Consider the following 24,650-nt stretch of genomic DNA (forward strand, 5'->3'; position numbering starts at 1 on the left):
GGCATGACGCAAAACGGCTTCCTTGAGATCGCCCAGCGCCTGGCCTCGTTGCCAGCGGACAAGAAGCGGCTGTTCCGCCAGCGCTTGGCCGAAAAGGGCATCGACAGTTGGCGCCTGCCCATCGTCGCGCAGCCCGCGGGCGAGGGGGTTGCCCCCTGCCTGTCCCAGGCCCAGCGGCGTTTCCTCGCCGCCGAGGCGCTGAGCAATCGCGCGCTGTACAACCTCGCCTCGGTGCTGCGTTTCGACGGCCGCCTGGACCTGGAGCGGCTGCGCCAGGCCATGCAACAGCTCAGCGACCGTCACCAGATCCTGCGCACGCGCTACGTCGCCGATGCCCAAGGCCAGTGGCAGGCGCTGTGCACGCCGGTGGCGGTGGCGCTGCCGCCGATGTCACCAATCACGGCGCAGGACACCGACGCCTGGTGCGCCGACGAGTACGCCCGGCAACTGGCCGAGCCCTTCGATCTGGCGCAGCAGGTGCCCTGGCGCTGGCAGGCCTTCAGCGACGCCGAGGCCGGCACCACCTGGCTGTTCCTGACCCTGCATCACGTGGCCTACGACGCCTGGTCGGCGCAGCAACTGACCCAGGAACTGGCCGAGGCCTACAGGGCCTTGCAGGCCGGTGACACGGCACAACAACCTGAGCTGAGCATTCAGTACGCCGACTACGCGGCCTGGGAGCAGGAATGGCTGGACAGCGACGAATGCCAGCGCCAGGTCGATTACTGGCGTGCGCAGCTCGACGATGCCCCGGCGCCGCTGAGCTTGCCACTGGACCGCCCGCGTCCTGCGCCCAGCCAGCGTAGCCATGCTGGCGCCGTAATCACCCGGGTGCTGCCGGACAGCCTGACCAAGACGCTCGATGTGGCCATCCGCCGCCAGGGCGTGACCCTGTACCTGTATGGCCTCACCGCCTTCAGTTGGCTGCTGGCGCGCTACAGCGGCGAGCGCGATTTCTGCCTGGGCACCTCGGTGGCGCTGCGCGACCGGCCCGAATTAATGCCGCTGATCGGGCCGCTGCTCAACACCCTGGTGATCCGCCAGACGCTGCAGCAAGACGCCGACTTCGCCAGCGCCCTGCGCAGCACTCGCGACCGGGTGGCGGGGGCCTACGATCACCAGCGCCTGCCGTTCGAGAACATGCTGCAGAGCCTGCAACCGCCGCGCAGCAGCGCCTTGTTCCAAGTGATGTTCGTACAGGTCGACCTGCCGGCCAGTCGTACGCTGGCGCTGCCGGGCGTGGGCGTGGAGGTGCTGGACCCGCCGCAGCGGCATGCCCGCTTCGACCTCACCCTGCGTCTGGTACGCAGCGCCGAGGGCGCCGTGCGCTGCGAACTGGAATACAGCGAGGAGCTATTCGACGCCGCGACCGTTGAGCAGATGCTGGACGATCTGACGGCGCTCCTTGGTCAGGTCTGCGAGGATCCTGCCGTGGCGCTGGGCGACCTGCGCCTGGCCTCGCCGGGCAGTGAACTGTGGGCGCCCGCCTTGCAGGCGCCCACGCAGCCGCTCGACCGCCAGGTCCTCGAGCATGCCCGGCGCACGCCTGAGGCCGTGGCGCTGCACGGGCCGCACGTCACCCTCGACTACGCCACCTTGGGCAGCGCCAGCCAGGCGTTGGCGCAGCGCTTGGCTGAGAGCGGCGTCGCACCCGGCGCGGTAGTGGCCTTGTGCATGAGCCGCTGCCCTGAGCAGGTGGTGGCGACCCTGGCCTGCTGGCATCGCGGCGCAGTTTGCCTGTTCCTCGACCCCGCGCAGCCCGCTCAGCGTCATCAGCAACTGGTGCACGACAGCGGTGCCTGCCTGTGGCTGAGCCTGGGTGAAGCGCCGCCCCCGGGCAGCGACCTGGCCAGCCTGACGCTGACCCGCGCCGACCTGCACAGCGCCGCAGCGCCCACCGCTGTCGCCAGCCTCAGCGACCCGGCGCTGGCGGCGTACCTGATCTACACCTCGGGTTCCAGCGGTCAGCCCAAAGGCGTGCGGGTCAGCCACGGCAACCTGGCGCACTACGCCGCGGCCGTGGTCGAGCGCCTGCAGGCACCGGCGGGCAGCCGCTGGGCAAGCCTGGCCACGGTCGCGGCGGACCTGGGCCTGACCTCGGTGTTCGCCGCCTTGCAGGCCGGGCAGACGTTGGTGCTGCCACCGCCAGCCTTGGCCTTCGATCCACCGGCCTTGGCCGACTTCCTCGACCAGTCTCCGGTCGATTGCCTGAAGATCGCCCCCTCGCACCTACGCGGCCTGTTGGCACTGGCCGATGCCGAGCGGGTGTTGCCCCGCGAGCGCTTGATCGTGGGCGGCGAAGGCTTCGATCCGGCGCTGCTGGCGCAGGTGCGTCGATTGGCGCCGGGACTGCGCGTGTTCAATCACTACGGCCCCTCGGAAACCACGGTCGGTGTGGTCTGCGGTGAAGTCGACGAATCCCTCCACTGCGCCAGTAGCCAGTACTTGCCCCTGGGCCAGCCCCTGGCCGGATGCCGCCTGCGGGTGGTCGATGCGCAGGGCAACCGGGTCCCGCGTGGCGTGGCCGGCGAGCTGATCATCGCCGGCCCGCAGGTGGCGCTGGGTTACCTTAATCAGCCTGAGGCCAGTGCCCAGGTGTTTGGCGTGGACGCCGATGGCAAGCGCCACTACCGCACCGGCGACCGCGTGCGTCTGGACCGCGCGGGCCTGCTGACCTTTCTCGGTCGGCGCGACGAACAGGTCAAGATCCGGGGCTTTCGCGTGGAGCCGGGCGAGGTCACGGCGTGGCTCAACGCTCAGCCCCAGGTACGCGAAGCGGCGGTGGTGCCGAGCGAAGATCAGGGCCGCGTACAATTGCTCGCTTACCTGAGCCCGGCGTTGGCGGCGCACGACCTTGCCGAGCTACAAGCCAGCGCCCGCGCTGCGCTGCCCGAGGCGATGATCCCGGCGCACTGGGTGCTGCTCGACGCCTTGCCGCTGACGGCCAACGGCAAGCTCGACCGCCGCGCGCTGCCCGCGCCTGCCGAGGCCGAACGCGGTGCGGCCCAGGCGCCGCAGGGTGGGACCGAAGCGACCTTGGCGCGGTTGTGGCAAGCGTTGCTGGGCGTCGAGGCTGTCGGACGCGGTGACGACTTCTTCGCCCTGGGTGGAGACTCCATTCTCAGCCTGCAACTGATCGCCCAGGCTCGCCGCGAAGGGCTGCGCCTCAAGCCCCGCGATGTCCAGCAGCACCCGGTGCTGGCGGACTTGGCGCTGCATCTGGATTGCCAGGCGCAGCCGGCGCTGAGGGCCGTGCTGGAAGCCTTCCGCGAGGTGCTGGCACAGCCTGCGCTGGGGGCCGACGACGATTTTCATGGCGCCGGCGGCGATTCGATCCTGGCCCTGCAACTGATCGCCCGGCTACGGCGCGCCGACATGCGCCTCACGCCGCGTCAGTTGCACGCCCATCCCACGCCGCGCGCCCTGGCCGGGGTGCTGGCGCCGTCAGCGCCGGTCGCCGAGGCCGTGCCGGCCGCTGACACGCCGACGCCCACGAGTGGCCGTTATCCGCTGTCCCACGCCCAGCAGCGGGTGTGGTTCATGCAGCAACTGGACCCGCAGCAGACCGCCTACAACGTCACCCAATTGCTGTCGCTGCAAGGCCCGCTGGATGTGGCGCGCCTGCAACGTGCCTGCGAGGCGCTGGTGACGCGTCACGAGGCGCTGCGCTGCCGCTTCTTCGAGGCCGACGGCGAGGTCTGGCAGCGCCTGGATCAGAGCGCCGGGCTGCACTTCGAACGGCATGCGCTGCACGATCTCGACGCGGCCGAGCAACAGGCATCGATCGCCCGCTGTGCGGGGCGCGCCTTCGATCTGGGCGAAGGCCCGCTGCTGGCGGTGGATCTGCTGTGTCTGGGGCCGCAGGACTACCGCCTGTTGTTCAACGTCCACCACATTGCCGTCGATGGCTGGTCCATGGGCTTGCTGGTGAAGGATCTCGCGCAGCTTTATCAGGGCCAAGCCACGCCCGCGCCGCACGGTCTGCTGCCATGGATCGCCCAGCAGCGCGCGCACCTGCAGGGTGAGCAGGGCGACGCGCTGCTGGCCTACTGGCAGACGCGCCTGCAGGGCCTGCCCGATGAGCCGCTGCAATGGCCGCAGCAACCGCAACGTCCCACGGTGCAGGACTACCGCGGCGCGCGCGACCGCTTCGTGGTGCCGCAGGCACTGGACGCGGCCCTGGCCAGCCGCGCCGCCACCTTGGGCGTCACGCCCTTCGTGCTGTATTTCGCGGCCTACCAACTGCTGCTGTCGCGTCACACCGGCAGCCAGGACTTCGCCATCGGTCTGCCGGTGGCCGGACGCGAGTCGGTGGAAGGCCAGCACTGGGTCGGGTTGTTCGTCAACACCCTGGTCTGCCGAGTGCGGATCGACGTCCAGCAGGCCGTGCAGGACTTCCTGCGCCAGTTGGGCGATCGCTTGGCAGACGACCTGGAGCACCAGTCGCTGCCGTTCGAGCACCTGCTCGACGTGCTTGGCGTGCAGCGCAGCCTGGACCGCACGCCGGTGTTCCAGACCCTGTTCAACTTCCAGGTCGACCATGATCAGGCGCGGCGCCTGGAACTGGCGGATGTGCAGGTGCAGGCGTTGCCGCTGCCTGAAGGGGTGGTCAGCGCCAAGTTCGACCTCACCTTCAACCTGTTCAGCCAAGGGCGCGGCGAGCAGGCCCGCACCCAACTGATCGTCGAGCGGGCCTGTGCCTTGCTCGACGCGCCGACCGTGCAGCGCCTGGTCGACGACTACTTGGGGATGCTCGAGGTGCTGGCCCATGGCGAGCTGCACGCGCCACTGCTGGAACTGCCGTTGCGCAGCCTCGCGCCATCACCCGAACAAGGGCCGCAACGCCCGCTGCTGGCCTGTGACGACTTCGTCAGCCGCTTCGAGGCCATGGCCAAGCAGCAGCCGCACGCGGTGGCGGTCTACTGCGCCGACCGACAACTGCGCTACGGCGAGCTCGATGCCCAGGCCAACCGCCTGGCCCATTGGCTGCTCGAACAGGGCGTGAGACCGGAGAGCACCGTCGCGTTCTGCCTGCCCCGCGACGAACGCCTGCTGATCTGCCTGTTGGCCATTCAGAAAGCCGGGGCCTGTTACCTGCCGCTGGACCCCACCCATCCCCCCGCACGCCTGACGCAGATCCTCGAACGTGCGCGGCCGCTGCTGGTGCTCTGCGATGAACCCTTGACTGCGCTGACGCGACCTGAGCGCTGGTGGCGCTGGAGCGCGTTGGATGTGCAGCACTTCGCGGCCCTGGCGCCTGACGTCCCGCGCGCATTGGCGCAACTGGCGTACACGCTGTACACCTCCGGCTCCACCGGTCAACCCAAGGGCGTGCAGATCAGTCGTGGCAACTTCGCCAACTTCCTGCTGGCCATGGAGCAGGCGCTGGCCCTGGACGGTGTTCAGCGCTACCTGGCACTGACCACGGTGAGTTTCGACATTTCAGGCCTGGAGCTGTGCCTGCCACTGGTGCGTGGCGCGGCCGTGGTGCTGGCCGATGACGCCCAGCGCCAGGACCCGTTGCTGCTGGCGCACCTGATCGAGCACCACCAGGTGCAGTTGATCCAGGCCACCCCGGCCACCTGGCGCCTGCTGCTGGACAGCGCCCCGCAGGTGCTCGACGGGCGCATTGCCCTGGCCGGGGGCGAGGCGGTGTCGGCCGAGCTCGCCCAGGCGCTGACGGCGCGGGTTGCGCGCCTGCACAACGTCTATGGACCGACCGAGACCACCGTCTGGTCGACCCAGACCCTGCTGGAGACGCTGGATCAAGCCAGCGCCCCCATCGGCCACGCGTTGCTCAATACGCGCTGCCATGTGCTCGACGAGCACCTGCGCGAAGTGCCGCTGGGCGCCGTGGGCGAGCTGTACATCGCCGGGGCAGGACTCGCCAGGGGCTATGCCGGGCAACCAGGGCTGACTGCCGAGCGGTTCATCGCCGATCCCTTCGCCGCCGATGGCGGGCGCCTGTACCGTACCGGCGACCTGGCGCGTCGGCAGGCGGATGGTCAGTTGTACTTCCTCGGCCGCAACGATGACCAGATCAAGCTGCGTGGTTTCCGCATCGAGCTGGGTGAAATCGAAGCGGCGCTGCTGGCCCATGCCAAGGTCAGCCAGGCCGTGGTGGCGGTGCAGGGCGAGCACCTGGCCGGTTTCTGGGTCGGTGCGCTCGAACAGGAAGGTCAACTGCGCGAGCACCTGCTGGCGCGCTTGCCGGCGTACATGGTGCCGACCCATCTGCAGCGCCTGGCGCACTTGCCGCTCAACAGCAATGGCAAGGTCGACCGCAAGCAGTTGCCGTTGGCCCAGGTGTCGATGCCGTCAGCAGAAGCTTCGGGGCGGGCACTGACACCCCGCGAAGCCGGTCTGGCCGAGGTCTGGCAGCAGGTGCTGGGCGTGCCAGTGCTGGCCGCCGAGGCCGACTTCTTCAGGCTTGGCGGCCACTCGCTGAACGCCGCCCAAGTGCGGGCGCGGCTGCGCGAGCAAGGGCTCGACATGCCCCTGCGCTGGCTGTTCGAAACCCCGCAACTGGCGGCGCTGGCGTCCCGCCTCGATACGTTGCAGGCCGGGCAGAGCGGGGCATCGGCGCCGATGACCCGCGTCGACCTGGCGCAGGAGCAGGTGTTGTCCTCGGCGCAGCAGCGGGTGTGGCTGATGCAGCAGCTCGAACCGGCCGACAGCAGCTTCAATATGAACAGCCAGATTCGCCTGCGCGGCGCGCTCGACGTCGAGGCGCTGCGCGGCGCTATCCAGCGCGTGGTCGAACGTCATGCCATTCTGCGCACGACCTACCATGGCCGCGACGGCGAGCCGCGCCAGCGTATCGCCGCGCCCCAGGCGGGCGTGCTGCAGTGCATCGACAGCGATGGCCAGCGCTGGGAGCAGGCCGCGCTGGAGCTGGCGACACGCCCGTTCGACCTGAGCCAGGAACCCTCGCTGCGCGCCGTGCTGTACCGCCTGGCTGAGCATGAGCACGTCCTGCAACTGGTGCTGCACCACATCGCTTCCGATGGCTGGTCTGGCTCGGTGCTGATCGGCGAGATCGTCGAAGGCTATGAGCAGAGGTACGCGGGGCGCGTGCCGGCATTGACCGAACTGCCGATCCAGTACGTGGACTACGCCGTCTGGGAGCGCTCCAGCGCGACCCAGGCGCGACACCGCGAAGGCCTGGCATTCTGGCGCAGGCGTTTGTCCGGCATGCCCGCGCAGGTGCCGCTGCCGTTCGATTTCCCGCGCGCCGAGCACAGCGACAGCCGCGGCGCGGCGGTGGACTTCCAACTTCCGGCGGCCACCGTGGCGCGTCTGAACGCCTTGGCCCAGGCCACCGGTACGTCGTTGTTCATGGTGCTGCTGACCTGCTACGGCGCCGTGCTGCACCACGAAAGCCACGGGCGCGACCTGGTGATCGGCACCGACCTGGCCAACCGCGAACACCCGGATACCGAATCGCTGATCGGCTTCTTCGTCAACCTGCTGGCGCTGCGCCTGGCGCTGCAACCGGAGCGCAGTTTCCGCGAGCATCTGCTGCAGGTGCGTGAAACCTGCCTGGAGGCCTTCGCCTGGCAGGACACGCCCTTCGACCAGGTGGTGGAGTGCCTGCAACTGCCGCGCATCGCCAACCAGCATCCGCTGCTGCAGACCCTGTTCGTGCTCGACAACACGCCACGCCAGACCCGTCGCCTGGGCGAACTGGAGGTCGAGCCGCTGCTGCACGAGCAGCGTCACTCCAAGTTCGACATGGCGCTGTTCGCCCGTGCCGAGGGCGATGCCCTGGCGCTGCGCTGGGTCTATCGCCCGAGCTTGTTCCGCGCAACCACCGTCGAGCGCCTGCGCGACACCTTCCTCACGCTGCTGGAGCAGGCGCTGCACGCGCCGGACAGCAGCCTGGAGGCACTGATTCCGACGTCTACCGGAGCTGTCACCATGTCCACCGACAACCCTCTGCAACGCAAGATGAGCAAGCTGGGGCGGATGCGCCAGGGCGCAGGCGCCGCGCCGCGCGCCCCGATCGACACGCGGCCGCTGCGCGAGGGCTCGCGTTTCCCGCTGCTGGTGCAGTTGCGCGACGGCGAACTGGCCCCGGCGGTGTGGGCCGAGCGCAACCGAGAGCAGGTGGAACAGTGGCTGCGCGAGCATGGCGGCCTGCTGTTCCGCGGCTTCGACCTGCCCGACCCGGCGGCCTTCGAGCAGTTCTGCCAGGCCCTGTGCCCGCAGTTGTACGGCCAATACGGCGACCTGCCGAAGAAGGAGGGCGGCAAGAACATCTACAAGTCCACGCCCTATCCGAAGGACCGCATGATCCTGTTCCACAACGAAAGCGCGCACCAGCACCGCTGGCCGCGTCGGCAATGGTTCTACTGCGAGGTGCCGGCCCGCGTGGGCGGCGCCACGCCGATCGTCGACAGCCGCGAGGTGTTCCGCGAACTGCCCGCGTGGCTGCAGGACAACCTGCGCCGCAAGCAACTGATGTACGTGCGCAATTTCAGCCGTAGCCTGGATGTGAGTTGGCAGCATTTCTTCCAGACCGAGTCGCGCAGCGAGGTGGAGCGGCTGTGTCTGGACACCGGCATCCAGTTCCACTGGCAGGGCGCCGACGACCTGCATACCCGTCAGGTATGCCCGGCGGTGATCCTGCACCCGCTGACCGGTGAAGAGAGCTTCTTCAACCAGATCCAGCTGTATCACCCGGCTTTCCTCGACGACGACATTCGCCAGCAGTTCCTGCGCGACGGCGAAGCGGCCCTGCCACGCCAGGTGTTCTACGGCGACGGCAGTGAACTGGAGACAGCCGCCATCGACGCCATCAACGCCGCCTACGCGCGTTGCGCCGTGCGTTTCGACTGGCAGCAGGGCGATGTGGTGATGCTCGACAACATGCTCGCCGCCCATGCCCGCGACCCCTTCGAGGGCGAACGCAAGATCGTGGTGGCCATGGGCGAGATCTATGGCCGTGATCAGGTCACGGCGGCCCCGGCGCCTGCCGTGCAGCAATTGGAAGAGTCGAACCCATGATGGATCTTGGACTGAATCTGTCTCCGCAACAGAAACAACTGGCCCAGGCCAACCCGCAGCCGTACCGCTGGGCGTGGTTGCAACTGGGCGGCGCGGGCGAGCACACCTGGACGCGGCTGCAGGACTACCTGCACGCGCACCAGGCCCTGCACATGCGCTACGAGCGCCCACAAGGGGCCACCGGCCTGCGCCAGCGCCGTGCGGCGACAGGCGCCTTGACCTTGAGCTGGCGCCGCGTGGCGGATGAGCGCCTGACCAGCACCGATCAATGGCTGGCCGACGCCCGCGCCCATTGCGCGGCCGAACAGCCGGACCTGCTGGCCTGGCTGCTCGGCGAGCGTCTGCTATTGGCCCTGCCAGCCTACTCGGCCGACCTGCGCAGTGTGGCGCAGTTGCGCGACGCGCTGCTCGGCGTGCCCAGCGGCGTCGAGGAACCGATGCAGTACGAGGACTACGTGCTGTGGATCAACGGCCTGCAACAGGACGAGGATGCCGAACAGGGCACGCAGTTCTGGCGCAACCTGGGGCTGCACGCCCTGCCGGGCCTGCGCCTGTTGGAGCGTTACGGCGTGGCCAGCGGCGAGCGCGGCGAGCAGCGACAGGTGCTGCCTGAGGCAGTGGTATCGGCATTGCTGGCCGCTGAGGGCGATCCACAGACCACGCTGTTGGCCGCCTGGGCGGCCTTGCTGGCGCGGCTCAACGGTCAGCGCCAGGCGCAGGTCGGCATCGTCCACGATCCGCGCGACGACTATGAAGAACTGCAAGGCGCCTGCGGGGTGTTCGAGCAGGTGCTGCCGATGGTGGTGCAATTGTCTGAGCACAGCACCTTGGGGAGCCTGTCGCGCCAGCTCTCGCGTCAACTCGAACAGGCCGTGGCGTGGCAGGAATACGTGGGGCAGGCGCAGTTGCTGCCGGACTGCCGCGCCAGTTTGCAGGCGGCGGTGCAGGTGAGCCGTGTCGAGGGCCTGGAGGCGGTGCAGTGGGTATCCTGTGAAACCCCGGTCGAGCTGCTGCTGCACCTGAGCCTCGACTCGGCCGGGCGGGGGCAGTTGGCGCTGGTCTACGACGCGGGGCTGTACCGCCAAGCGCAGGTGCAGCGCCTGCTGTCTCGCTTCGCCCAGTGGCTCGAACGGCTGCTGCTGGCGCCGCAGCAGGTGCTGGATGCCGTCGACGCCTTGCTCGATGACGAGCGCGTCGCGCCAGAGACGCCAACGCTGCCGGCGGACCTGGACATCGTCGCCGCCGTGCGCCGCCACGCCCGCGAACATCCCGAGCGTGCGGCCCTGCGCTTCGCTCGCCAGTCGTTCACCTATGCCCAGCTCGATCTCTTGAGCGATCAGGTGGCCGCCAGCCTGCGCCAGCACGGGGCCGGGCGCGATCAGCGGGTCGGTCTGTACTTGCCCAGGGGCGCCGAGATGCTGGTGGCCATGCTCGCTTGCTTCAAGGCCGGAGCCGCCTACCTGCCGCTGGATCCGCAACAGCCACCGATGCGCCTGGCGAGCATCCTCCAGGATGCGCAGCCGTGCGTGCTGCTGCACGCGCCAGGTGCGGCGCCGGACAGCGATGTGCCATGCCTGGATTGGGCGACTGCGGTGCAGGCTCCGCCCATCGAAGGCGTCGAAGCCGCCGCCGCCAATGACCTGGCCTATGTGCTCTACACCTCCGGCACCAGCGGTCGGCCCAAGGGCGTGCAGATCGAGCAGGGCCAACTGCGCCATTACACGACACAGGTGACCCACGCCTTGCAACTGCCCGAGGGCGGGCACTACGGGCTGGTGTCCTCGTTGCTCGCCGACCTGGGCAATACCGTACTGTTCCCCGCCTGGCTGCAAGGCGGCTGTGTGCACCTGCTGGAACAATCGGTCGTCACCGACGCCCAGGCCTTCGCCGAGGCCATGCGTGAGCACCCGCTGGATGTCTTGAAAATCGTCCCGTCGCATCTGCTGGCCCTGCTGGGCGGGCACACCGAGGCCCAGTCGCTGCCGCGTCAGGTCCTGGTGCTGGGTGGCGAGCCGGTCAGCGATACGCTGCTGGAGCGCCTGCAACAGGCGCGTTCGGGCTGCCGCGTGTACAACCATTACGGACCTACGGAAACCACGGTCGGCGTGCTCTGGCGCGCGCTGGACCTCAACGGCCAGCGCACCGACAGCGCATTGAGCCAGGTGCTGGGCGATAACCGCATCGCCTTGCTGGACGAGCAGGGACGCGCGGTGCCCAGTGGTCAGGCGGGTGAGTTGTGCATCAGCGGCGCGAGCGTCGGGCGCGGCTACCTGGGCGCTGTGGAAGGCAGCACGTTTGGCGTCGATCCGCAGGACGGCCGGCGCCGCTACCGCAGCGGCGATCTGGCCCTGCGCCAGGCCGATGGTGCGCTGCGCCTGCTCGGGCGCAATGACCAGCAGGTGAAGATCCGTGGCCTGCGCCTGGAACTGGGAGAAGTGGAGCAGGCGCTGCGCGGCGAGCCAGGCGTCGAGCAGGCGGCGGTTCTGTTGGACGGCGAGGGCGACCACGCGCGGTTGCTGGCGTTCGTCGTGACGGCCGACGATGCAGGCCAGGTCGAGTCGCTGCGTGACAGCCTGGCGCTGCGCCTGCCGGACTACATGCTGCCCAGCGCCGTGTTCGCACTGCGCACGTTGCCGCTCACCAACAACGGCAAGCTCGACCGCCAGGGGCTGCTGGCCCTGGCCCGGCAGCGACTGCAACACACCCGCGTACCCCCGCGCGATGCCCAGGAGGCAGCGGTGCTGCAGATCTGGAGCGAGGTACTCGACAACACCGAGCTGGGCGTCACCGACAACTTCTTCACGGTCGGCGGCCACTCACTGGCGGCGATCAAGGTGGTCTCGCTGCTGCGCGAGCGGCTGGGGCTGGACCTGCCGACCAAGCTGCTGTTCGAGCGGCACACGGTGCGGGCGCTGGTCGAAGGGTTGCAGGACGGCGGCGACACGCCGTTCCAGGTGCTGCACGACGCGGGTGAGCACGCGCCCTGCGTGTTGCTGGTGCACGGCGCCCAAGGCCACGTTCACACCTATCAGCCGCTGGTCGAACGCCTCGGTGGCCGGGTATCGCTGTATGGGCTCAGTGCTCCGGAGCAGGGCTGGGATGACCGCGATATGACGGCGCTGCTCGATCAGTACGTGCTCAGTTTGCCCGCGCACCTGAAGTCGCGGCCTTTGGTGTTGCTGGGCTGGAGCGTGGCCTCGCGCCTGGCGCTGTTGCTGGTGCCGGTGCTGCAAGCCCAGGGCTTCGAGGTGGCGGCGCTGGCGGTGATCGACCACGACCCGCAGCGCAGCCTGGCGGGCGAGGACGACGAGGTGGGTCAATTGACCGCCGATGTGGCCTGGTACTGCCGTCAGCAGGGTCATCCCATGGGCGAGGCGCTGCATGAGCACCTCGACCGCACGCTGGCCGGGCTGAGTTATCCGGATGCCGTGGCGCGCCTGCTGCAAGATCCACAGGCGCGTGAGCACTTGGGCGCGCTGGCTGATGAGCATCACCTGCGCGCCGTGTTGACGGCGCAGCGGGCGATCAAGACGCAGCTCTACCAGCAGCGCTTGCCGCAGGTCGATGTGCCGGTGTGGCTGTGGCGCGGCAATGCCCATGGCGATCTGTCTGCCCAGTGGCAGGCGCACACCAGCGCTCAGGTCCAGCAATGGACCCTGGATGTCGGTCACCGAGCACTGCTGGATGAAGCACGCCTGGCCGAACGGTTGGTAGCGCTGCTGGCGCCGTTCGCGGCCAGGATGGAGTCGATGCCATGACCCTGATGAAAGAGCTGTTGCGCCTGGCCCGCTGGCGCATCCTGCTGGCGGTGCTGGCCAGCGCGGTCAGCGCCGCCACCAGCATCGGGCTGATCGGCTACATCAACCGCAGCCTGGACCAGGGCGTGGTGGACTTCGGCGCGGCGCTGCTGCTGTTCGGCGGCTTACTGGTGCTGTTGTTCGTCAGCGGCGTGTGCTCGCAGTGGCTGCTGGTGCAGATCGGCCATCGTCTGGTGTATCAGTTGCGCATGCGCCTGGTCGGCAAGGTGCTGGTCACGGCGCTGGAGCGGATCGAGCGCCTGGGCACGCCGCGCATCTACAACGCCCTGACCAAGGACGTGAACACCGTGGCCACGGCGTTCAAGCAGTTGCCCATCTCGCTGTACAACGGCCTGTTGCTGCTGGCCGGTCTGGGCTACATGGCGTGGCTGAGCCTGTCGTTCTTCGCCTTGACGCTGGCGGTGATCGCCGCAGGTGTCGGCCTGGACATCCTCCTGGGACGCCGGGTCAAGGCGCTGATGCAGGCGGTGCGACGGCAGGACGACGAGCTGGCCGAGCAGTACGAGGCCGCCATCGAGGGCCGCTGCGAGCTGGGCCTGAGCCGGCGCCGTCGCTACTTCCTGTACGACGGCAAGCTCGAACCGATCGCCCGCGCCTCGCTGGACGCCTCGGTGCGGGCCGACACACTGTGGGCGATCAACCTGAACTGGACCACGCTGCTGGTGTTCCTGCTGATCGGTACGTTGTTCTTCCTCGGCCAGGGCCTGGCGCTGCTCAGCCAGGAGGTGGTGGTGGGCTACGTGCTGGCGATCATGTTTCTGCGCACGCCGATCGCGATGATCCTCGATGCCATTCCGGCCGTGATTCGCGGCCATGTGGCGTTGCAGGCCATCGATGCCCTGGACCTGGGCGAGGGCTTCGGCCAGGGCACGGCAGCCCGGGCGGTCGAGCCGTTCCAGAAGCTGCAACTGTCCGGGGTGCGTTATCGCTATCCCGGTCAGCGCGACGACTTTGGCTTCGAGCTGGGCCCGATCGACCTGACGATCCGTCGCGGTGAGCTGATCTTCATCGTCGGCGGCAATGGCAGCGGCAAGTCGACCCTGGCCAAGCTGCTCACCGGCCTCTACAGCCCCAGTGCGGGGCAGGTGTTGCTCAACGGTGTGTCGATGTCCGCTGAGCAGAGTGACGCGCATCGCGAGCATTTCGCAGCGATCTTCGCCGATTTCTACCTGTTCGCCGATGTGCTGGGCAAGCTGGGGGAAAGCGAGGGGTTGCAGGCGCGGGTCGAGCATTACCTGGAGCGCCTGGGCCTGACCCATAAGGTGCGCTTCGTTGAGGGTCGGCTGTCCACCACTTCGCTCTCGCAAGGGCAGCGCAAGCGCCTGGCCCTGCTGTTGCTGATGATGGAGGGGCGCGAGGTGTTCCTGCTCGACGAATGGGCCGCCGACCAGGACCCGGTGTTCCGCCACGTGTTCTACAAGGAGCTGTTGCCCGAGCTCAAGGCCGCGGGCAAGACGGTGATCGCCATTACCCACGATGACCGCTACTTCGATGTGGCCGATCGTATCTACCGGCTCGATTACGGTCAGTTGGTGGACTACGACCGCAGCGCCGAAAGCCCCTTCCAGTTGGCCAAGGGATGAATGCTTCAGCGCGTGCGGGCGGCGTGTCGGCACTCCAGCGGGCAACTGCTGCAGTAGCCAACCCCGGCCAGCCGGTAGCGGATGCAGCAGATACGCCGCAGGCGTGGCGGCTCTTCGTCACCGGGCGCGGCGGGCAGATAGCGGACCGGGGCGAACAGCGGATTGCGTCGCCCATCGGGCAGCAGGCGGGCGTTGAGCACCTCATGGGCGGCGGCGGTGCAGCCGCTCACCGCCAGCGGATGCAATTCCAGGCGCGTGGTGACGAACTCGAAGGTGTTGCCGGCATTGCTCCAGAACAGCCTGGGGGAGGCGCCGGTGGCCGAAGCCAGGCTCTGGATCACAGGGGTGAGGTGGTGCTCGATCAGGTCGTGGAAGCGCGCGAAGCCTTCGCGGTGCTCGATGAGCTGGCCGTCGCTGGCCAGGTGCAACGCCTGCGGACGGTCGTCGTCGCCGAGCACCAGGCCCGTCTGTTCCAGGGCGATCGGCAACTGCCGCTGCAGCAGCAGATTGGCGCCCATGTACGGGCCGAGGAAGGTGCTGAAGTACCACTTCGACCACAGCGAGGCCAGGGCGATGCGCTCATCGGTGCGGTGGCGCACCTGCAGGCCATCGAGAAAACGCGCGAACGGCTTGGCCGCGAAGAAGGCGTCGCCCGCCTGATCGACACGCGGCGTCTGGCGCCATTGCAGTTTTTCGGCGAAATCCGCCAGCGGCCCGACGTAGAGCGGTGCAAGGCTGGGAATCATCGGGTTGTCCGGGAAACCATGGTGGGCGGTGCTCCATCCCTGTTCATCAAGGCCAGGCGGTGTGCTGAGCGGCACGGCGCCGGCGATATCGGCGAGGTGAAGGATAACAGGTGAAACCGTCGAGCCTTAATGAGAATTGATCACGTTGGTCGTACCAGCAGTCGAAACACTCACTCAGTCAGTCAAGGAGTCACACGATGAGTTCAGAAAATCCGCAGGTGCTGTACCGGGTCGTCGTCAATGACAAAGAGCAGTATTCCCTCTGGCCTGCCTACAAAGACATTCCCCAGGGCTGGCGTGGCGTCGGCGAGGCCGACAGCCGTGAAGCCTGCCTGGCCCACATCGAAGCGGTGTGGACCGACATGCGCCCGCTGAGCCTGCGCAAGGCGATGCAGGAAAACCCGCAGAACCACTAGTTCGCTGTGCTTCACACTGCTCAGGGAGTTTCGTCATGTCATCAGTGTCCACCCACGGCTTCAGCCTGGAAGCCTTCCGGCTGCAGGCCCCCCGCGTGCTGGAGAGCAATGCCTTGCTGCAGCGCCAGGCTGCTCGGGAATCCAATGCGCGGACTTATCCGCGGCGCATCCCGCTGGCGCTGCAGCAGGCCCATGGCATCTACGTGCAGGACACCTCAGGCCAATTGTTCATGGATTGCCTGGCGGGCGCCGGCACCCTGGCGCTGGGGCACAACCACCCAGTCACCCTGCAGGCCATGCGCCAGACCCTCGACAGCGGCCTGCCGCTGCACACGCTGGACCTCACCACCCCAGTCAAGGATCGCTTCGTCGAAACGCTATTCGCGGCCTTGCCCGAGGGCCTGGCCAGGGATGCGCGCATTCAGTTCTGCGGCCCCAGCGGCTCGGATGCCATCGAGGCCGCGCTGAAACTGGTGCGCACGGCCACTGGACGCAGGACGGTGCTGTCGTTCAGCGGTGGTTATCACGGCATGACTCAGGGCGCCCTGAGCCTGATGGGCAATCTGGCGCCCAAGCAAGGGCCTGGGGCGGTCAACAACGATGTGCAGTTCATGCCCTATCCCTACGACTATCGATGCCCGTTTGGCCTCGGTGGCGAAGCCGGGGTGGACGCTGGGCTGCATTACCTGGAGCAGATGCTCGACGACCCGGAATCCGGGGTGTTGCCCCCGGCCGCCGTGGTGGTGGAGGTGGTGCAGGGCGAGGGCGGGGTGATCCCCGCGCCGGTGCGCTGGCTCCAGGGGCTGCGCGCCCTGACCCGCAAACACGGTGTCGCGCTGGTGATCGACGAGGTGCAGACCGGGCTGGGCCGCACCGGCACGCTGTTCGCCTTCGAACATGCCGGCATCGAGCCCGATGTGCTGGTGCTGTCCAAGGCCATCGGCGGCGGGCTGCCGTTGGCCGTGGTGGTGTATCGCCGCGAACTGGACAATTGGAAGCCCGGCGCGCACGCCGGCACTTTCCGCGGCAACCAACTGGCCATGGCGGCCGGCAGCGCGACCTTGCGCCATATCATCGACGAAGGGCTGGCGGAGCGTGCCGAGGTACTGGGGGCGCGCCTGATGAATCACTTGCGCCAACTGCAGGCCGACTCTCCCTGCTTGGGCGATGTACGAGGCCGTGGCCTGATGCTCGGCATCGAGGTGGTGGCGGCGCTGGAGCAGGGACAGCGGCGCCCGCCGGCCGATACGGCGCTGGCCCAGGCGATTCAGCAGCAGTGCCTGCGTCTGGGGGTGATCGTCGAGTTGGGCGGTCGCCACGGCGCGGTGGTGCGGCTGTTGCCCCCACTGATCATTACCGAGCAAGAGGTCGATGAATTGGCGCAGCGGTTGCGCAACGCGGTGCTGGCCGCCGTGGCAGGCCTGCGCGCGCCGGAGCGCATGGCCCACGCGTGAATCGGACGCTGTTGATCGGCGTGCAGTCGATCAACAGCGTTGCGTCGAGGGCCACATCGCCGCTGTCGATGTTATTTCTAACCCACTGTTCTAGAACGCTATTTTCACTTGGCACGATTCCTGTTGGTAAGCCTTTGAACTGCACGTCCCAGCGTGCGCGGCTTATCGCTCAGGAGTCCCCATGCCACGTGAAATCCGTTTGAACGCCTTCGAGATGAACTGCGTGGGCCATCAGTCGCCAGGGCTGTGGCGCCATCCGCGCGATCGCGCCTGGCAGTACAAGGACCTGTCTTACTGGACCGACTTGGCCAAGCTACTGGAGCGCGGCAAGTTCGACGGACTGTTCATCGCCGATGTCATCGGCCTTTACGACGTATTGGGCGGCAATGCCGATGCGGCGCTGCGCCAGGCCACCCAGGTGCCGGTCAATGACCCGCTGGCGCTGATCACCCCCATGGCGTTGGTCACCGAACACCTGGGCTTCGGCCTGACCGCGTCGCTCACCTTCGAGCATCCCTATCCCTTCGCCCGCCGTCTGTCGACCCTGGACCACCTGACCCAGGGCCGCATTGGTTGGAACATCGTCACCTCCTACCTCGACAGCGGTGCGCGCAACCTGGGGCAGAAGGCGCTCAGTGACCACGATGCGCGCTACGACTACGCCGATGAGTACCTGCAAGTGCTCTACAAGCTGTTCGAGGGCAGTTGGGAGGACGGCGCGGTGCTGCGTGACCGTGAACGCGGCATTTTCAGCGACCCCAGCAAGATTCACGAAATCCGCCATCAGGGTAGACACTTCCAGGTGCCCGGCATTCACCTCTGCGAGCCGTCGCCGCAGCGCACCCCGGTGCTCTACCAGGCGGGGGCGTCCAGTCGCGGCAAGGCATTCGCGGCGGGCCATGCCGAATGCGTATTCGTGGCCGCGCCGTCGAAAGTCACCCTGAAGAAGACCGTGGCCGACATCCGCCGTCGCGCCGCCGAGGCTGGGCGCGATCCGCGCAAGGTGCTGATTTTCAACCTGCTCACGGTCATCGTCGACGAGACCGACGCCAAGGCACAGGCCAAGTGGCGTGAACTGAAGGGATACGCCAGCTACGAAGGCGCGCTGGCGCTCATCTCCGGCTGGACCGGCATCGACTTCAACCAGTACCGACCTGACCAGGTGCTCAAGCACATTCATACCAACGCCATTCAGTCGGCGGTGGAAACCTTCTCCACGGCGGATCCTGACAAACAGTGGACGGTACAGGAGCTGGCCGACTGGGTCGGCATCGGTGGCTTCGGCCCGCTGATCGTCGGCAGCCCGCAGACCGTGGCCGACGAACTGCAGGCCTGGGTCGAGGACACCGATGTGGACGGCTTCAACTTTGCCTATGCGTTGGCCCATGAAACCTTCCGCGATGTGGTCGAGTGGCTGGTGCCTGAGTTGCAGAGGCGCGGGGTGTACAAGACCGAGTACCGCGCCGGAACCCTGCGCGAGAAGCTCTTCGGCGACGGCCCACGCTTGCCGTCCAACCATCCGGCGGCCGGTTACCGCGATCTGCGTGCGCACCTGCAACCGGCCCGCGCCGACAGCGTCGAGCTGGCATGAGCCTGAGGAGACCTTGCCCATGACTCTTCATGAACTTCACCCATCGCCCGCCGAGGCCGTCAGTGACCGCGCGCTGGTGGCGTTGCAACGCTGGGCCCGGGAGCGGCCGACGCAGATCGCGCTGCGCCATCGCCGTCGCGGGGCGTGGCACGCCTGGCGCTGGATCGATGTGCAGCGCGACGTCGAGCGCCTGGCCGATGGCCTGCGCCAGCAGGGTTTTAGCGCAGGTGCGCGGCTGGCCTTGAGTGGTGCGCTGGAGCCGAGCCTGCTGCTGCTGGCACTGGCCGCGCGGCAACTGGGTGGCCACAGTCGGGTGATCAGCCCGCACAGTCGTGGCCAAGCGTTGCAACGGCAATTGCGTCAGGCGCGCCCGAGCTTCGCGTTCGTCCAGCGCCGCGAGAGCCTCGCGCATTGGCTGCACAGTGGCTTGGCCGAGCAATGGCCGCTGCAGTTGTTCTGCGCCCAGGCCACGACCCTGGGCAAGGCGCAGTGGCAGGTGCAGCCGCTGTCGGCGCTGCTGGTCGCCGAGGCGGCGCCTGCCCAGCGGCAAGGCTGGACGCAGGTGGCCGGTGATGAGGTGTTGTGGGTGGACGAGGGCACCGAGTGGCAGGACGGCCTGGGGCACCTGTTGCAGCACTGGCTGGAGCAGGGGATCAGCGTCGCGTTTCCTGAAAACCGCGAGTCGTCCAGCCGCGACCGTCGCGAAATAGCCCCGACCGGGCTGCTGTTGTCGTCGGCCAGGGTCGAGACGTTGGCCGAAGAGATCGAGGCCAGCCTGGCGCCGGCGGGCAGTTGGCGGCGACGTTGGTGCGACTGGACCTTGGCCCATCCTCAGCGGCTGTTCGCCCGCGCGGTGAAGGCGCGCGTGCGGCGCTTGCTCGGCTTTCAGCGCTTGCGCCGCATCGAGGTGCCGAGCGCTGCCTTGGGCACGGCGCAGCCACAGCCTGTCTCCGGCGCGTGGCTGGCGCAGTATCTGGAGCGCGCGGCATGACTGCCTTGCTGGAGGTGCGCAATGTGTCGCTGGCATTCCAGGGCGTGAAGGCGATCTCGGACCTGTCGTTCAGCGTCCGGCGAGGCGAGGTCTGTGCCCTGATCGGGCCGAACGGCGCCGGCAAGAGTTCACTGCTGAACATCCTCAACGGCGTCTACCGGGCCGATGCGGGCGAGCTGCTGTTCGACGCCAAGCCCCTGCGCCGCGCGCACCCCTTGCACGCGGCGCGGCTCGGTATCGGCCGGACCTTCCAGAACAATGCGCTGTTCAAGCCGCTGAGCGTGCTGGACAACCTGCTCACCGGGCTGTCGCGCTTTCAGTGCAGCCTGTTTCTCGAACAGGCGCTGGGCTTGCCCCGTGCGCGGCGCGAGGCGCGCGCCTTCAGCGAACGGGCCGAGGCGGTGCTGGAGTTTCTCGACCTTCAGCCTTGGCGCGAGGTGGCGGTGGGCAGTCTCGCCTACGGTCTGCAAAAGCGCGTGGAACTGGGGCGCGCGCTGATCGCCCAGCCCAGGTTGCTGCTGCTCGATGAACCCATGGCCGGCATGAACGCCCAGGAAAAACGCGACATGAGTCGCTTCATCGCCGATATCAACCGCGATCTGGGCACCACGGTGATTCTCATCGAACACGACATCCAGGTGGTCATGGGCCTGTCCAGCCATGTGGTGGTGCTCGATTACGGACGCAAGGTGGGTGACGGTACGCCGGCCGAGGTCCAGGCCAATCCTGAGGTGATCGCTGCGTACCTGGGAGCGCCGCACGGATGAATTTCTTTCTGGAAACCCTGATCGGTGGCGTGCTCGCCGGTTCGATGTACTCGTTGGTAGCCATCGGCTTCGTGCTGATCTACAAGGCCAGCGGCGTGTTCAACTTCGCCCAGGGCGCCATGCTGCTGTTCGCTGCGCTGACCTTCGTCAGCCTGCTGGGGCAAGGGCTGCCGTTCGCCCTGGCCCTGGCGATCACGGTGGGGGTGATGATCCTCGGCGCCTGGTTGATCGAGCGCCTGGTGCTGCGGCCGCTGGTCAATCGCTCGCAGATCACCCTGTTCATGGCCACCTTGGGCTTGTCGTTCGTGATCGAAGGCCTGGCCCAGGGACTGATGGGCGCCCAGGTGCGCGCGTTGGACTTGGGGATCGAGGATGTTCCGCTGTTCCTGGGCGAGATCATGATCAGCCAGTTCGACCTGATCGCCGCCGGGGTGGCCGCTGTGCTGGTGGCGGTGCTTGCACTGCTGTTCAACAAGACCCGCATCGGCGTGTCCCTGCGCGCGGTAGCCGACGACACCCGCGCGGCGTTGTCGCTGGGCATCGACCTGAACCGTATCTGGCAGATCGTCTGGGCCGTGGCCGGGGTGGTCGGGCTGGTGGCCGGGCTGCTCTGGGGCGCGCGCCAGGGCGTGCAGTTCTCGCTCTCGCTGGTGGTGCTCAAGGCGCTGCCGGTGCTGATCATCGGAGGCTTCACGTCGATTGGCGGGGCCATCGTCGGCGGTTTGATCGTCGGCGCGGCGGAGAACCTGGCCGAGGCCTACATCGGCCCGCTGATCGGCGGTGGCATCACGCCCTGGTTCGCCTATTTCCTCGCCCTGATCTTCCTCTACATCCGCCCGGCCGGCCTGTTCGGCGACCGGGTCATCGAACGGGTATGACGCCATGACCGCCACCGTTTCACCGCTTGTTTCAGGCGCTGGCGAAGCGCCGGTGATCCTCATCCGACGCCGCCGCTGGCGAGCTTTACCGCTGTTGTCGCTGGCCGTCCTCATCGGGCTGGCCTGGCTGGGCAGTGACTACTGGCTCAATGCGATCCTCATCCCCTTCCTCGTGTTGTCGCTGGCCGGCCTGGGCCTGAACCTGCTCACCGGCTACACCGGCCAGACCTCGGTCGGCGCCGCTGGCTTCATGGCGGTGGGTGCGTTCGCCACCTATGGGCTGTTGCTGCGGGTGCCGGGCTTGCCGTTACCGCTGGCCCTGCTGGGCGGCGGGCTGATCGCGGGCGCGGTGGGGCTGCTGTTCGGCATTCCCAGTGCACGGATCAAAGGCTTCTACCTGATGGTGACCACCCTGGCGGCGCAGTTCTTTCTGGAATGGGTGTTCGCCAAGTTTCCCTGGTTCTACAACTACGCCTCCTCCGGCACCATCAGCGCCCCACGCCTGGAACTGTTCGGCTACAGCCTGGCCACGCCGGCGGGGCGTTACCTGCTGACGCTCGGCTGCGTGGCGTTGCTGACCTGGGTCGCGGTCAACCTGGTGCGCAGCCAGGTCGGGCGCAACTGGATGGCGATTCGCGACATGGACACCGCCGCGGCGGTCATCGGCATCCCGGTGGAGCGCTACAAGCGCCTGGCCTTCGCTGTCAGTTCGTTCTACCTGGGGATCGCCGGGGCGCTGTGGGCGTTCGCCTACCTGGGTACTGCCAGCGCCGGCAGCTTCGACATCAACCGCTCGTTCCAGATCTTGTTCATCATCATCATCGGCGGCATGGGCAGCATTGTCGGCAACTTCATCGGAGCCGCGTTCATCAGCCTCGTACCGGTCCTGCTGAGTCACCTGGGGCAATGGCTGTTCGACGGTCACGTCGACGCCGGGCAGTTGCAGAACCTGCAGAAGATCCTTTTCGGCGCCCTGATCATCGTGCTGCTGATCAAGGAACCAGAAGGACTGGCGCGCTTGTTGACCACCGCGCGGCAACGCATACGGGTCTGGCCGCTGCGGTTCTGAACTCACCTGTTTCACTCACATGCCTTGACCCGGCCTCGGGAAAGGAGTTTTTCACTCCTTCAAGAAGACGTGCACATCATGGGCAAAACCTTGCATCGCTACTTGTTCGCCAGCCTGCTCGCGCTCGGCGGTCAGGCTCTTCTGCCGGCCAGCGCCGAGGCGGGCGCCGATCAACAGTTCATTCCCCTGGCCACCTACCGGGTCGGCGCCTACGCCTCCAGCGGCATTCCGGTATGGGCCGGGATGATCGACTACCTGCGCTACATCAACGAAGTGGAGGGCGGGATCAATGGCGTCAAGCTGGTCTGGCAGGAGTGTGAGACCGAGTGGACTGCGGAGAAGGGCATCGAGTGCTACGAGCGTTTCAAGAACGGCCTGGACGGCGCCCCGGTGGCCGTCTATCAACCCAACGGTGCGCCGGCCGCCTATGCCCTGAGCGACAAGGCCGAGGCCGACAAGATCCCGCTGATCACCCTGGGCTACGGCCGCACCGAGGCCACCGATGGCCGTGTGTTTCCGTACAACTTCCCGGTGATGCTGACCTTCTACAGCGAGGCGTCGGCCTTCATCAATTACGTGGCCGAGCGCGAAGGCGGGCTCGACAAGCTCAAGGGCAAGAAGATCGCCACCGTCTATCACGACTCGGCCTATGGCCGGGAAACCCAGGGGCCTTTGCAGTTGCTGGCGGCGAAATACGGCTTCGAGAACATCCAGATTCCCGTCGCCGATCCCGGCAACGAGCAGGCCGCGCAGTGGCGTCAGGTGCGCCAGCTCAAGCCGGACTGGGTGTTCCTGCGTACCTGGGGCGTGTCGACCCCGGTGGCGATCAAGACGGCTGCGCGCTTCGGCTTTCCGGTCGAGCGCATCGTCGGCGATATCTGGGCCAGCTCCGACGAGGACGTGCTGCCCACCGGCACCGCGGGCAAGGGCTACCTGGCGTTGACGCCGTACCCCGGTGGCACCGGGTTCGACATCCACCAGCGCCTCAAGCAACACATCCTCGACGCGGGCAAGAGCGACCTGAAAGACCCGCACAGCTTCGGCAGCGTGTACTACAACTCGGGCCTGGTGAACGCCGCCATCGCCGTGGAGGCGATCCGCGCCGGGCAGAAGCGCTTCGGCAATCGGCCACTCAACGGCGAGGAAGGTCGCTGGGGGCTGGAGCACCTGGACCTGGACGATGCGCGCCTGAAAGCGATCGGTTTCCTGGGCTTGATGCAGCCGCTGAAGTTGTCGTGCAACGACCATGAAGGTGGCGGCGCGGCGAAGGTCCAGCAGTGGGATGGCCAGCGCTGGAACCTGATCACCGACTGGGTACGCGCCGACCGCGCCACCCTGCGCGAACTGATCGACGACAAGGCCGCCGACTACGCCAAGCAAAAGGGCATCACGCCACGCGATTGCACCGGTGCCTGAATCGTCAGCCATTCAAGCCGCAAGCTGTAAGCGGCAAGCCACAAGTGAGTTTGCTGCGCATGGCTTGCAGCGCTGCAAAAAAGGAGCGGGACATGATCGAGGCACGGGATGTCGGCGCTGAGCGGATGGCGCTGTTGAGTGTGGACGACATCGAGGTGATCTATGACGGGGCCATTCTTGCCGTGGGTGGGGTTTCGTTGCAGGCGGGGCAGGGCGATATCGTCGCCTTGCTTGGGGCTAACGGTGCGGGCAAGAGCACCACGCTCAAGGCGATTTCCGGGTTGCTCCAGGCCGATCGGGCGCGGGTCAGTCGAGGGACTGTCCGTTTTCAGGGGCAGGATACCGCTGGCGTGGCGGCCAATCGGCTGGCGCGTCAGGGCATCGTGCATGTGCTGGAGGGCCGTCACGTTTTTGCGCACTTGACCATCGAGGAAAACCTGCGCAGCGGCGGCTTCCTGCGCAAGCCCTCGCGACGGCAACTGGAGCAGGACCTGGAGCGGATCTACGCCTGGTTTCCACGCTTGAAGACCAAGCGCAAAACCCAGGCCGGGCTGACCTCCGGCGGCGAGCAGCAGATGCTGGCGCTGGGCCGGGCGCTGATGACCCAGCCACGCCTGGTACTGCTCGACGAGCCGTCCATGGGACTGGCACCGCTGATCGTCGAGGAAATCTTCGCCATCGTCGCTCAACTCAACGCCCAGGAAGGGATGAGCTTTTTGTTGGCCGAACAGAACATCAACGTCGCCCTGCGCCACGCCAGCTATGCCTACATCCTCGAAAACGGTCGTGTGGTGGGGCAAGGCACGGCCGCAGCGCTGGCTGCGCGCGAGGACATCCGCCACTTCTACCTGGGCGGCAAAGCGGGTGGCCAGGGGCAATCGATTCAAGAACCTTCGACTCGACAGGAGTAGA

Annotated in this window: 13 protein-coding genes; 12 read left to right on the forward strand and 1 reads right to left on the reverse strand. The window is 67.4% G+C overall.

The window, feature by feature from the left end; all coding sequences use genetic code 11:
• Positions 1-3: 3 nt before the first annotated feature.
• The 3 genes from Q7C30_RS14875 to Q7C30_RS14885 are packed head-to-tail and all read left to right on the forward strand — an operon-like array spanning position 4 to position 14,410.
• Positions 4-9,009 (forward strand): non-ribosomal peptide synthetase, encoded by a 9,006-nt coding sequence (locus Q7C30_RS14875; RefSeq protein ID WP_317871943.1) that lies wholly within the window; start codon positions 4-6, stop codon positions 9,007-9,009.
• Positions 9,006-12,767, forward strand: a complete 3,762-nt coding sequence (locus tag Q7C30_RS14880; protein WP_317871944.1) for an amino acid adenylation domain-containing protein — start codon at positions 9,006-9,008, stop codon at positions 12,765-12,767. The genes Q7C30_RS14875 and Q7C30_RS14880 overlap by 4 nt, the downstream gene beginning before the upstream one ends.
• On the forward strand, positions 12,764-14,410 hold the full coding sequence (locus Q7C30_RS14885) for a cyclic peptide export ABC transporter (protein WP_317871945.1): 1,647 nt from the start codon (positions 12,764-12,766) through the stop codon (positions 14,408-14,410). Before Q7C30_RS14880 ends, Q7C30_RS14885 begins: the two co-directional genes overlap by 4 nt.
• 5 nt (positions 14,411-14,415) lie before the next feature.
• Here Q7C30_RS14885 and fhuF read toward each other — a convergent pair whose 3' ends face one another.
• The gene (gene fhuF / locus Q7C30_RS14890; protein ID WP_029612479.1) at positions 14,416-15,156 is read right to left on the reverse strand and encodes a siderophore-iron reductase FhuF; all 741 of its coding nucleotides are present in this window, start codon (positions 15,154-15,156) and stop codon (positions 14,416-14,418) included.
• A gap of 197 nt (positions 15,157-15,353) precedes the next feature.
• On the opposite strand from fhuF, the gene Q7C30_RS14895 reads away from it, so the two are divergent.
• The 9 genes from Q7C30_RS14895 to Q7C30_RS14935 all read left to right on the forward strand — a co-directional run bounded on the left by Q7C30_RS14895 (position 15,354) and on the right by Q7C30_RS14935 (position 24,649).
• Entirely contained in the window at positions 15,354-15,572 is a 219-nt protein-coding gene (locus Q7C30_RS14895; protein ID WP_317871946.1) for an MbtH family NRPS accessory protein, read from the forward strand.
• A 35-nt stretch (positions 15,573-15,607) separates the two neighbouring features.
• On the forward strand, positions 15,608-17,026 hold the full coding sequence (locus Q7C30_RS14900) for a diaminobutyrate--2-oxoglutarate transaminase (protein ID WP_317871947.1): 1,419 nt from the start codon (positions 15,608-15,610) through the stop codon (positions 17,024-17,026).
• A 181-nt stretch (positions 17,027-17,207) separates the two neighbouring features.
• Complete coding sequence (locus Q7C30_RS14905) at positions 17,208-18,617, forward strand: LLM class flavin-dependent oxidoreductase (protein ID WP_317871948.1); 1,410 nt, start codon at positions 17,208-17,210, stop codon at positions 18,615-18,617.
• Between the two features lie 19 nt (positions 18,618-18,636).
• Positions 18,637-19,608: an AMP-binding protein gene (locus Q7C30_RS14910; RefSeq protein ID WP_317871949.1), complete on the forward strand. Its 972-nt coding sequence runs from the start codon at positions 18,637-18,639 to the stop codon at positions 19,606-19,608.
• Entirely contained in the window at positions 19,605-20,375 is a 771-nt protein-coding gene (locus Q7C30_RS14915; protein ID WP_317871950.1) for an ABC transporter ATP-binding protein, read from the forward strand. Before Q7C30_RS14910 ends, Q7C30_RS14915 begins: the two co-directional genes overlap by 4 nt.
• On the forward strand, positions 20,372-21,253 hold the full coding sequence (locus tag Q7C30_RS14920) for a branched-chain amino acid ABC transporter permease (protein ID WP_317871951.1): 882 nt from the start codon (positions 20,372-20,374) through the stop codon (positions 21,251-21,253). The genes Q7C30_RS14915 and Q7C30_RS14920 overlap by 4 nt, the downstream gene beginning before the upstream one ends.
• Positions 21,254-21,257: 4 nt before the next feature.
• A complete protein-coding gene (locus Q7C30_RS14925; RefSeq protein WP_317871952.1) occupies positions 21,258-22,322 on the forward strand; it encodes a branched-chain amino acid ABC transporter permease in 1,065 nt (354 codons plus the stop codon).
• Between the two features lie 78 nt (positions 22,323-22,400).
• Positions 22,401-23,738: an ABC transporter substrate-binding protein gene (locus Q7C30_RS14930; protein ID WP_317871953.1), complete on the forward strand. Its 1,338-nt coding sequence runs from the start codon at positions 22,401-22,403 to the stop codon at positions 23,736-23,738.
• A 92-nt stretch (positions 23,739-23,830) separates the two neighbouring features.
• A complete protein-coding gene (locus Q7C30_RS14935) occupies positions 23,831-24,649 on the forward strand; it encodes an ABC transporter ATP-binding protein (RefSeq protein ID WP_317871954.1) in 819 nt (272 codons plus the stop codon).
• Position 24,650: the final 1 nt, after the last annotated feature.

It is taken from the genome of Pseudomonas sp. RAC1 (genome assembly GCF_030658255.1).
Lineage (GTDB): Bacteria > Pseudomonadota > Gammaproteobacteria > Pseudomonadales > Pseudomonadaceae > Aquipseudomonas > Aquipseudomonas boreofloridensis.

What these genes read in the sequence shown, in the direction of transcription:
- Q7C30_RS14875 (WP_317871943.1), top strand. Translation starts at nt 4, where the DNA reads ATGACGCAAAACGGCTTCCTTGAGATCGCCCAGCGCCTGGCCTCGTTG.
- Q7C30_RS14880 (WP_317871944.1), top strand. Translation starts at nt 9,006, where the DNA reads ATGATGGATCTTGGACTGAATCTGTCTCCGCAACAGAAACAACTGGCC.
- Q7C30_RS14885 (WP_317871945.1), top strand. Translation starts at nt 12,764, where the DNA reads ATGACCCTGATGAAAGAGCTGTTGCGCCTGGCCCGCTGGCGCATCCTG.
- fhuF (WP_029612479.1), bottom strand. Translation starts at nt 15,156, where the DNA reads ATGATTCCCAGCCTTGCACCGCTCTACGTCGGGCCGCTGGCGGATTTC.
- Q7C30_RS14895 (WP_317871946.1), top strand. Translation starts at nt 15,354, where the DNA reads ATGAGTTCAGAAAATCCGCAGGTGCTGTACCGGGTCGTCGTCAATGAC.
- Q7C30_RS14900 (WP_317871947.1), top strand. Translation starts at nt 15,608, where the DNA reads ATGTCATCAGTGTCCACCCACGGCTTCAGCCTGGAAGCCTTCCGGCTG.
- Q7C30_RS14905 (WP_317871948.1), top strand. Translation starts at nt 17,208, where the DNA reads ATGCCACGTGAAATCCGTTTGAACGCCTTCGAGATGAACTGCGTGGGC.
- Q7C30_RS14910 (WP_317871949.1), top strand. Translation starts at nt 18,637, where the DNA reads ATGACTCTTCATGAACTTCACCCATCGCCCGCCGAGGCCGTCAGTGAC.
- Q7C30_RS14915 (WP_317871950.1), top strand. Translation starts at nt 19,605, where the DNA reads ATGACTGCCTTGCTGGAGGTGCGCAATGTGTCGCTGGCATTCCAGGGC.
- Q7C30_RS14920 (WP_317871951.1), top strand. Translation starts at nt 20,372, where the DNA reads ATGAATTTCTTTCTGGAAACCCTGATCGGTGGCGTGCTCGCCGGTTCG.
- Q7C30_RS14925 (WP_317871952.1), top strand. Translation starts at nt 21,258, where the DNA reads ATGACCGCCACCGTTTCACCGCTTGTTTCAGGCGCTGGCGAAGCGCCG.
- Q7C30_RS14930 (WP_317871953.1), top strand. Translation starts at nt 22,401, where the DNA reads ATGGGCAAAACCTTGCATCGCTACTTGTTCGCCAGCCTGCTCGCGCTC.
- Q7C30_RS14935 (WP_317871954.1), top strand. Translation starts at nt 23,831, where the DNA reads ATGATCGAGGCACGGGATGTCGGCGCTGAGCGGATGGCGCTGTTGAGT.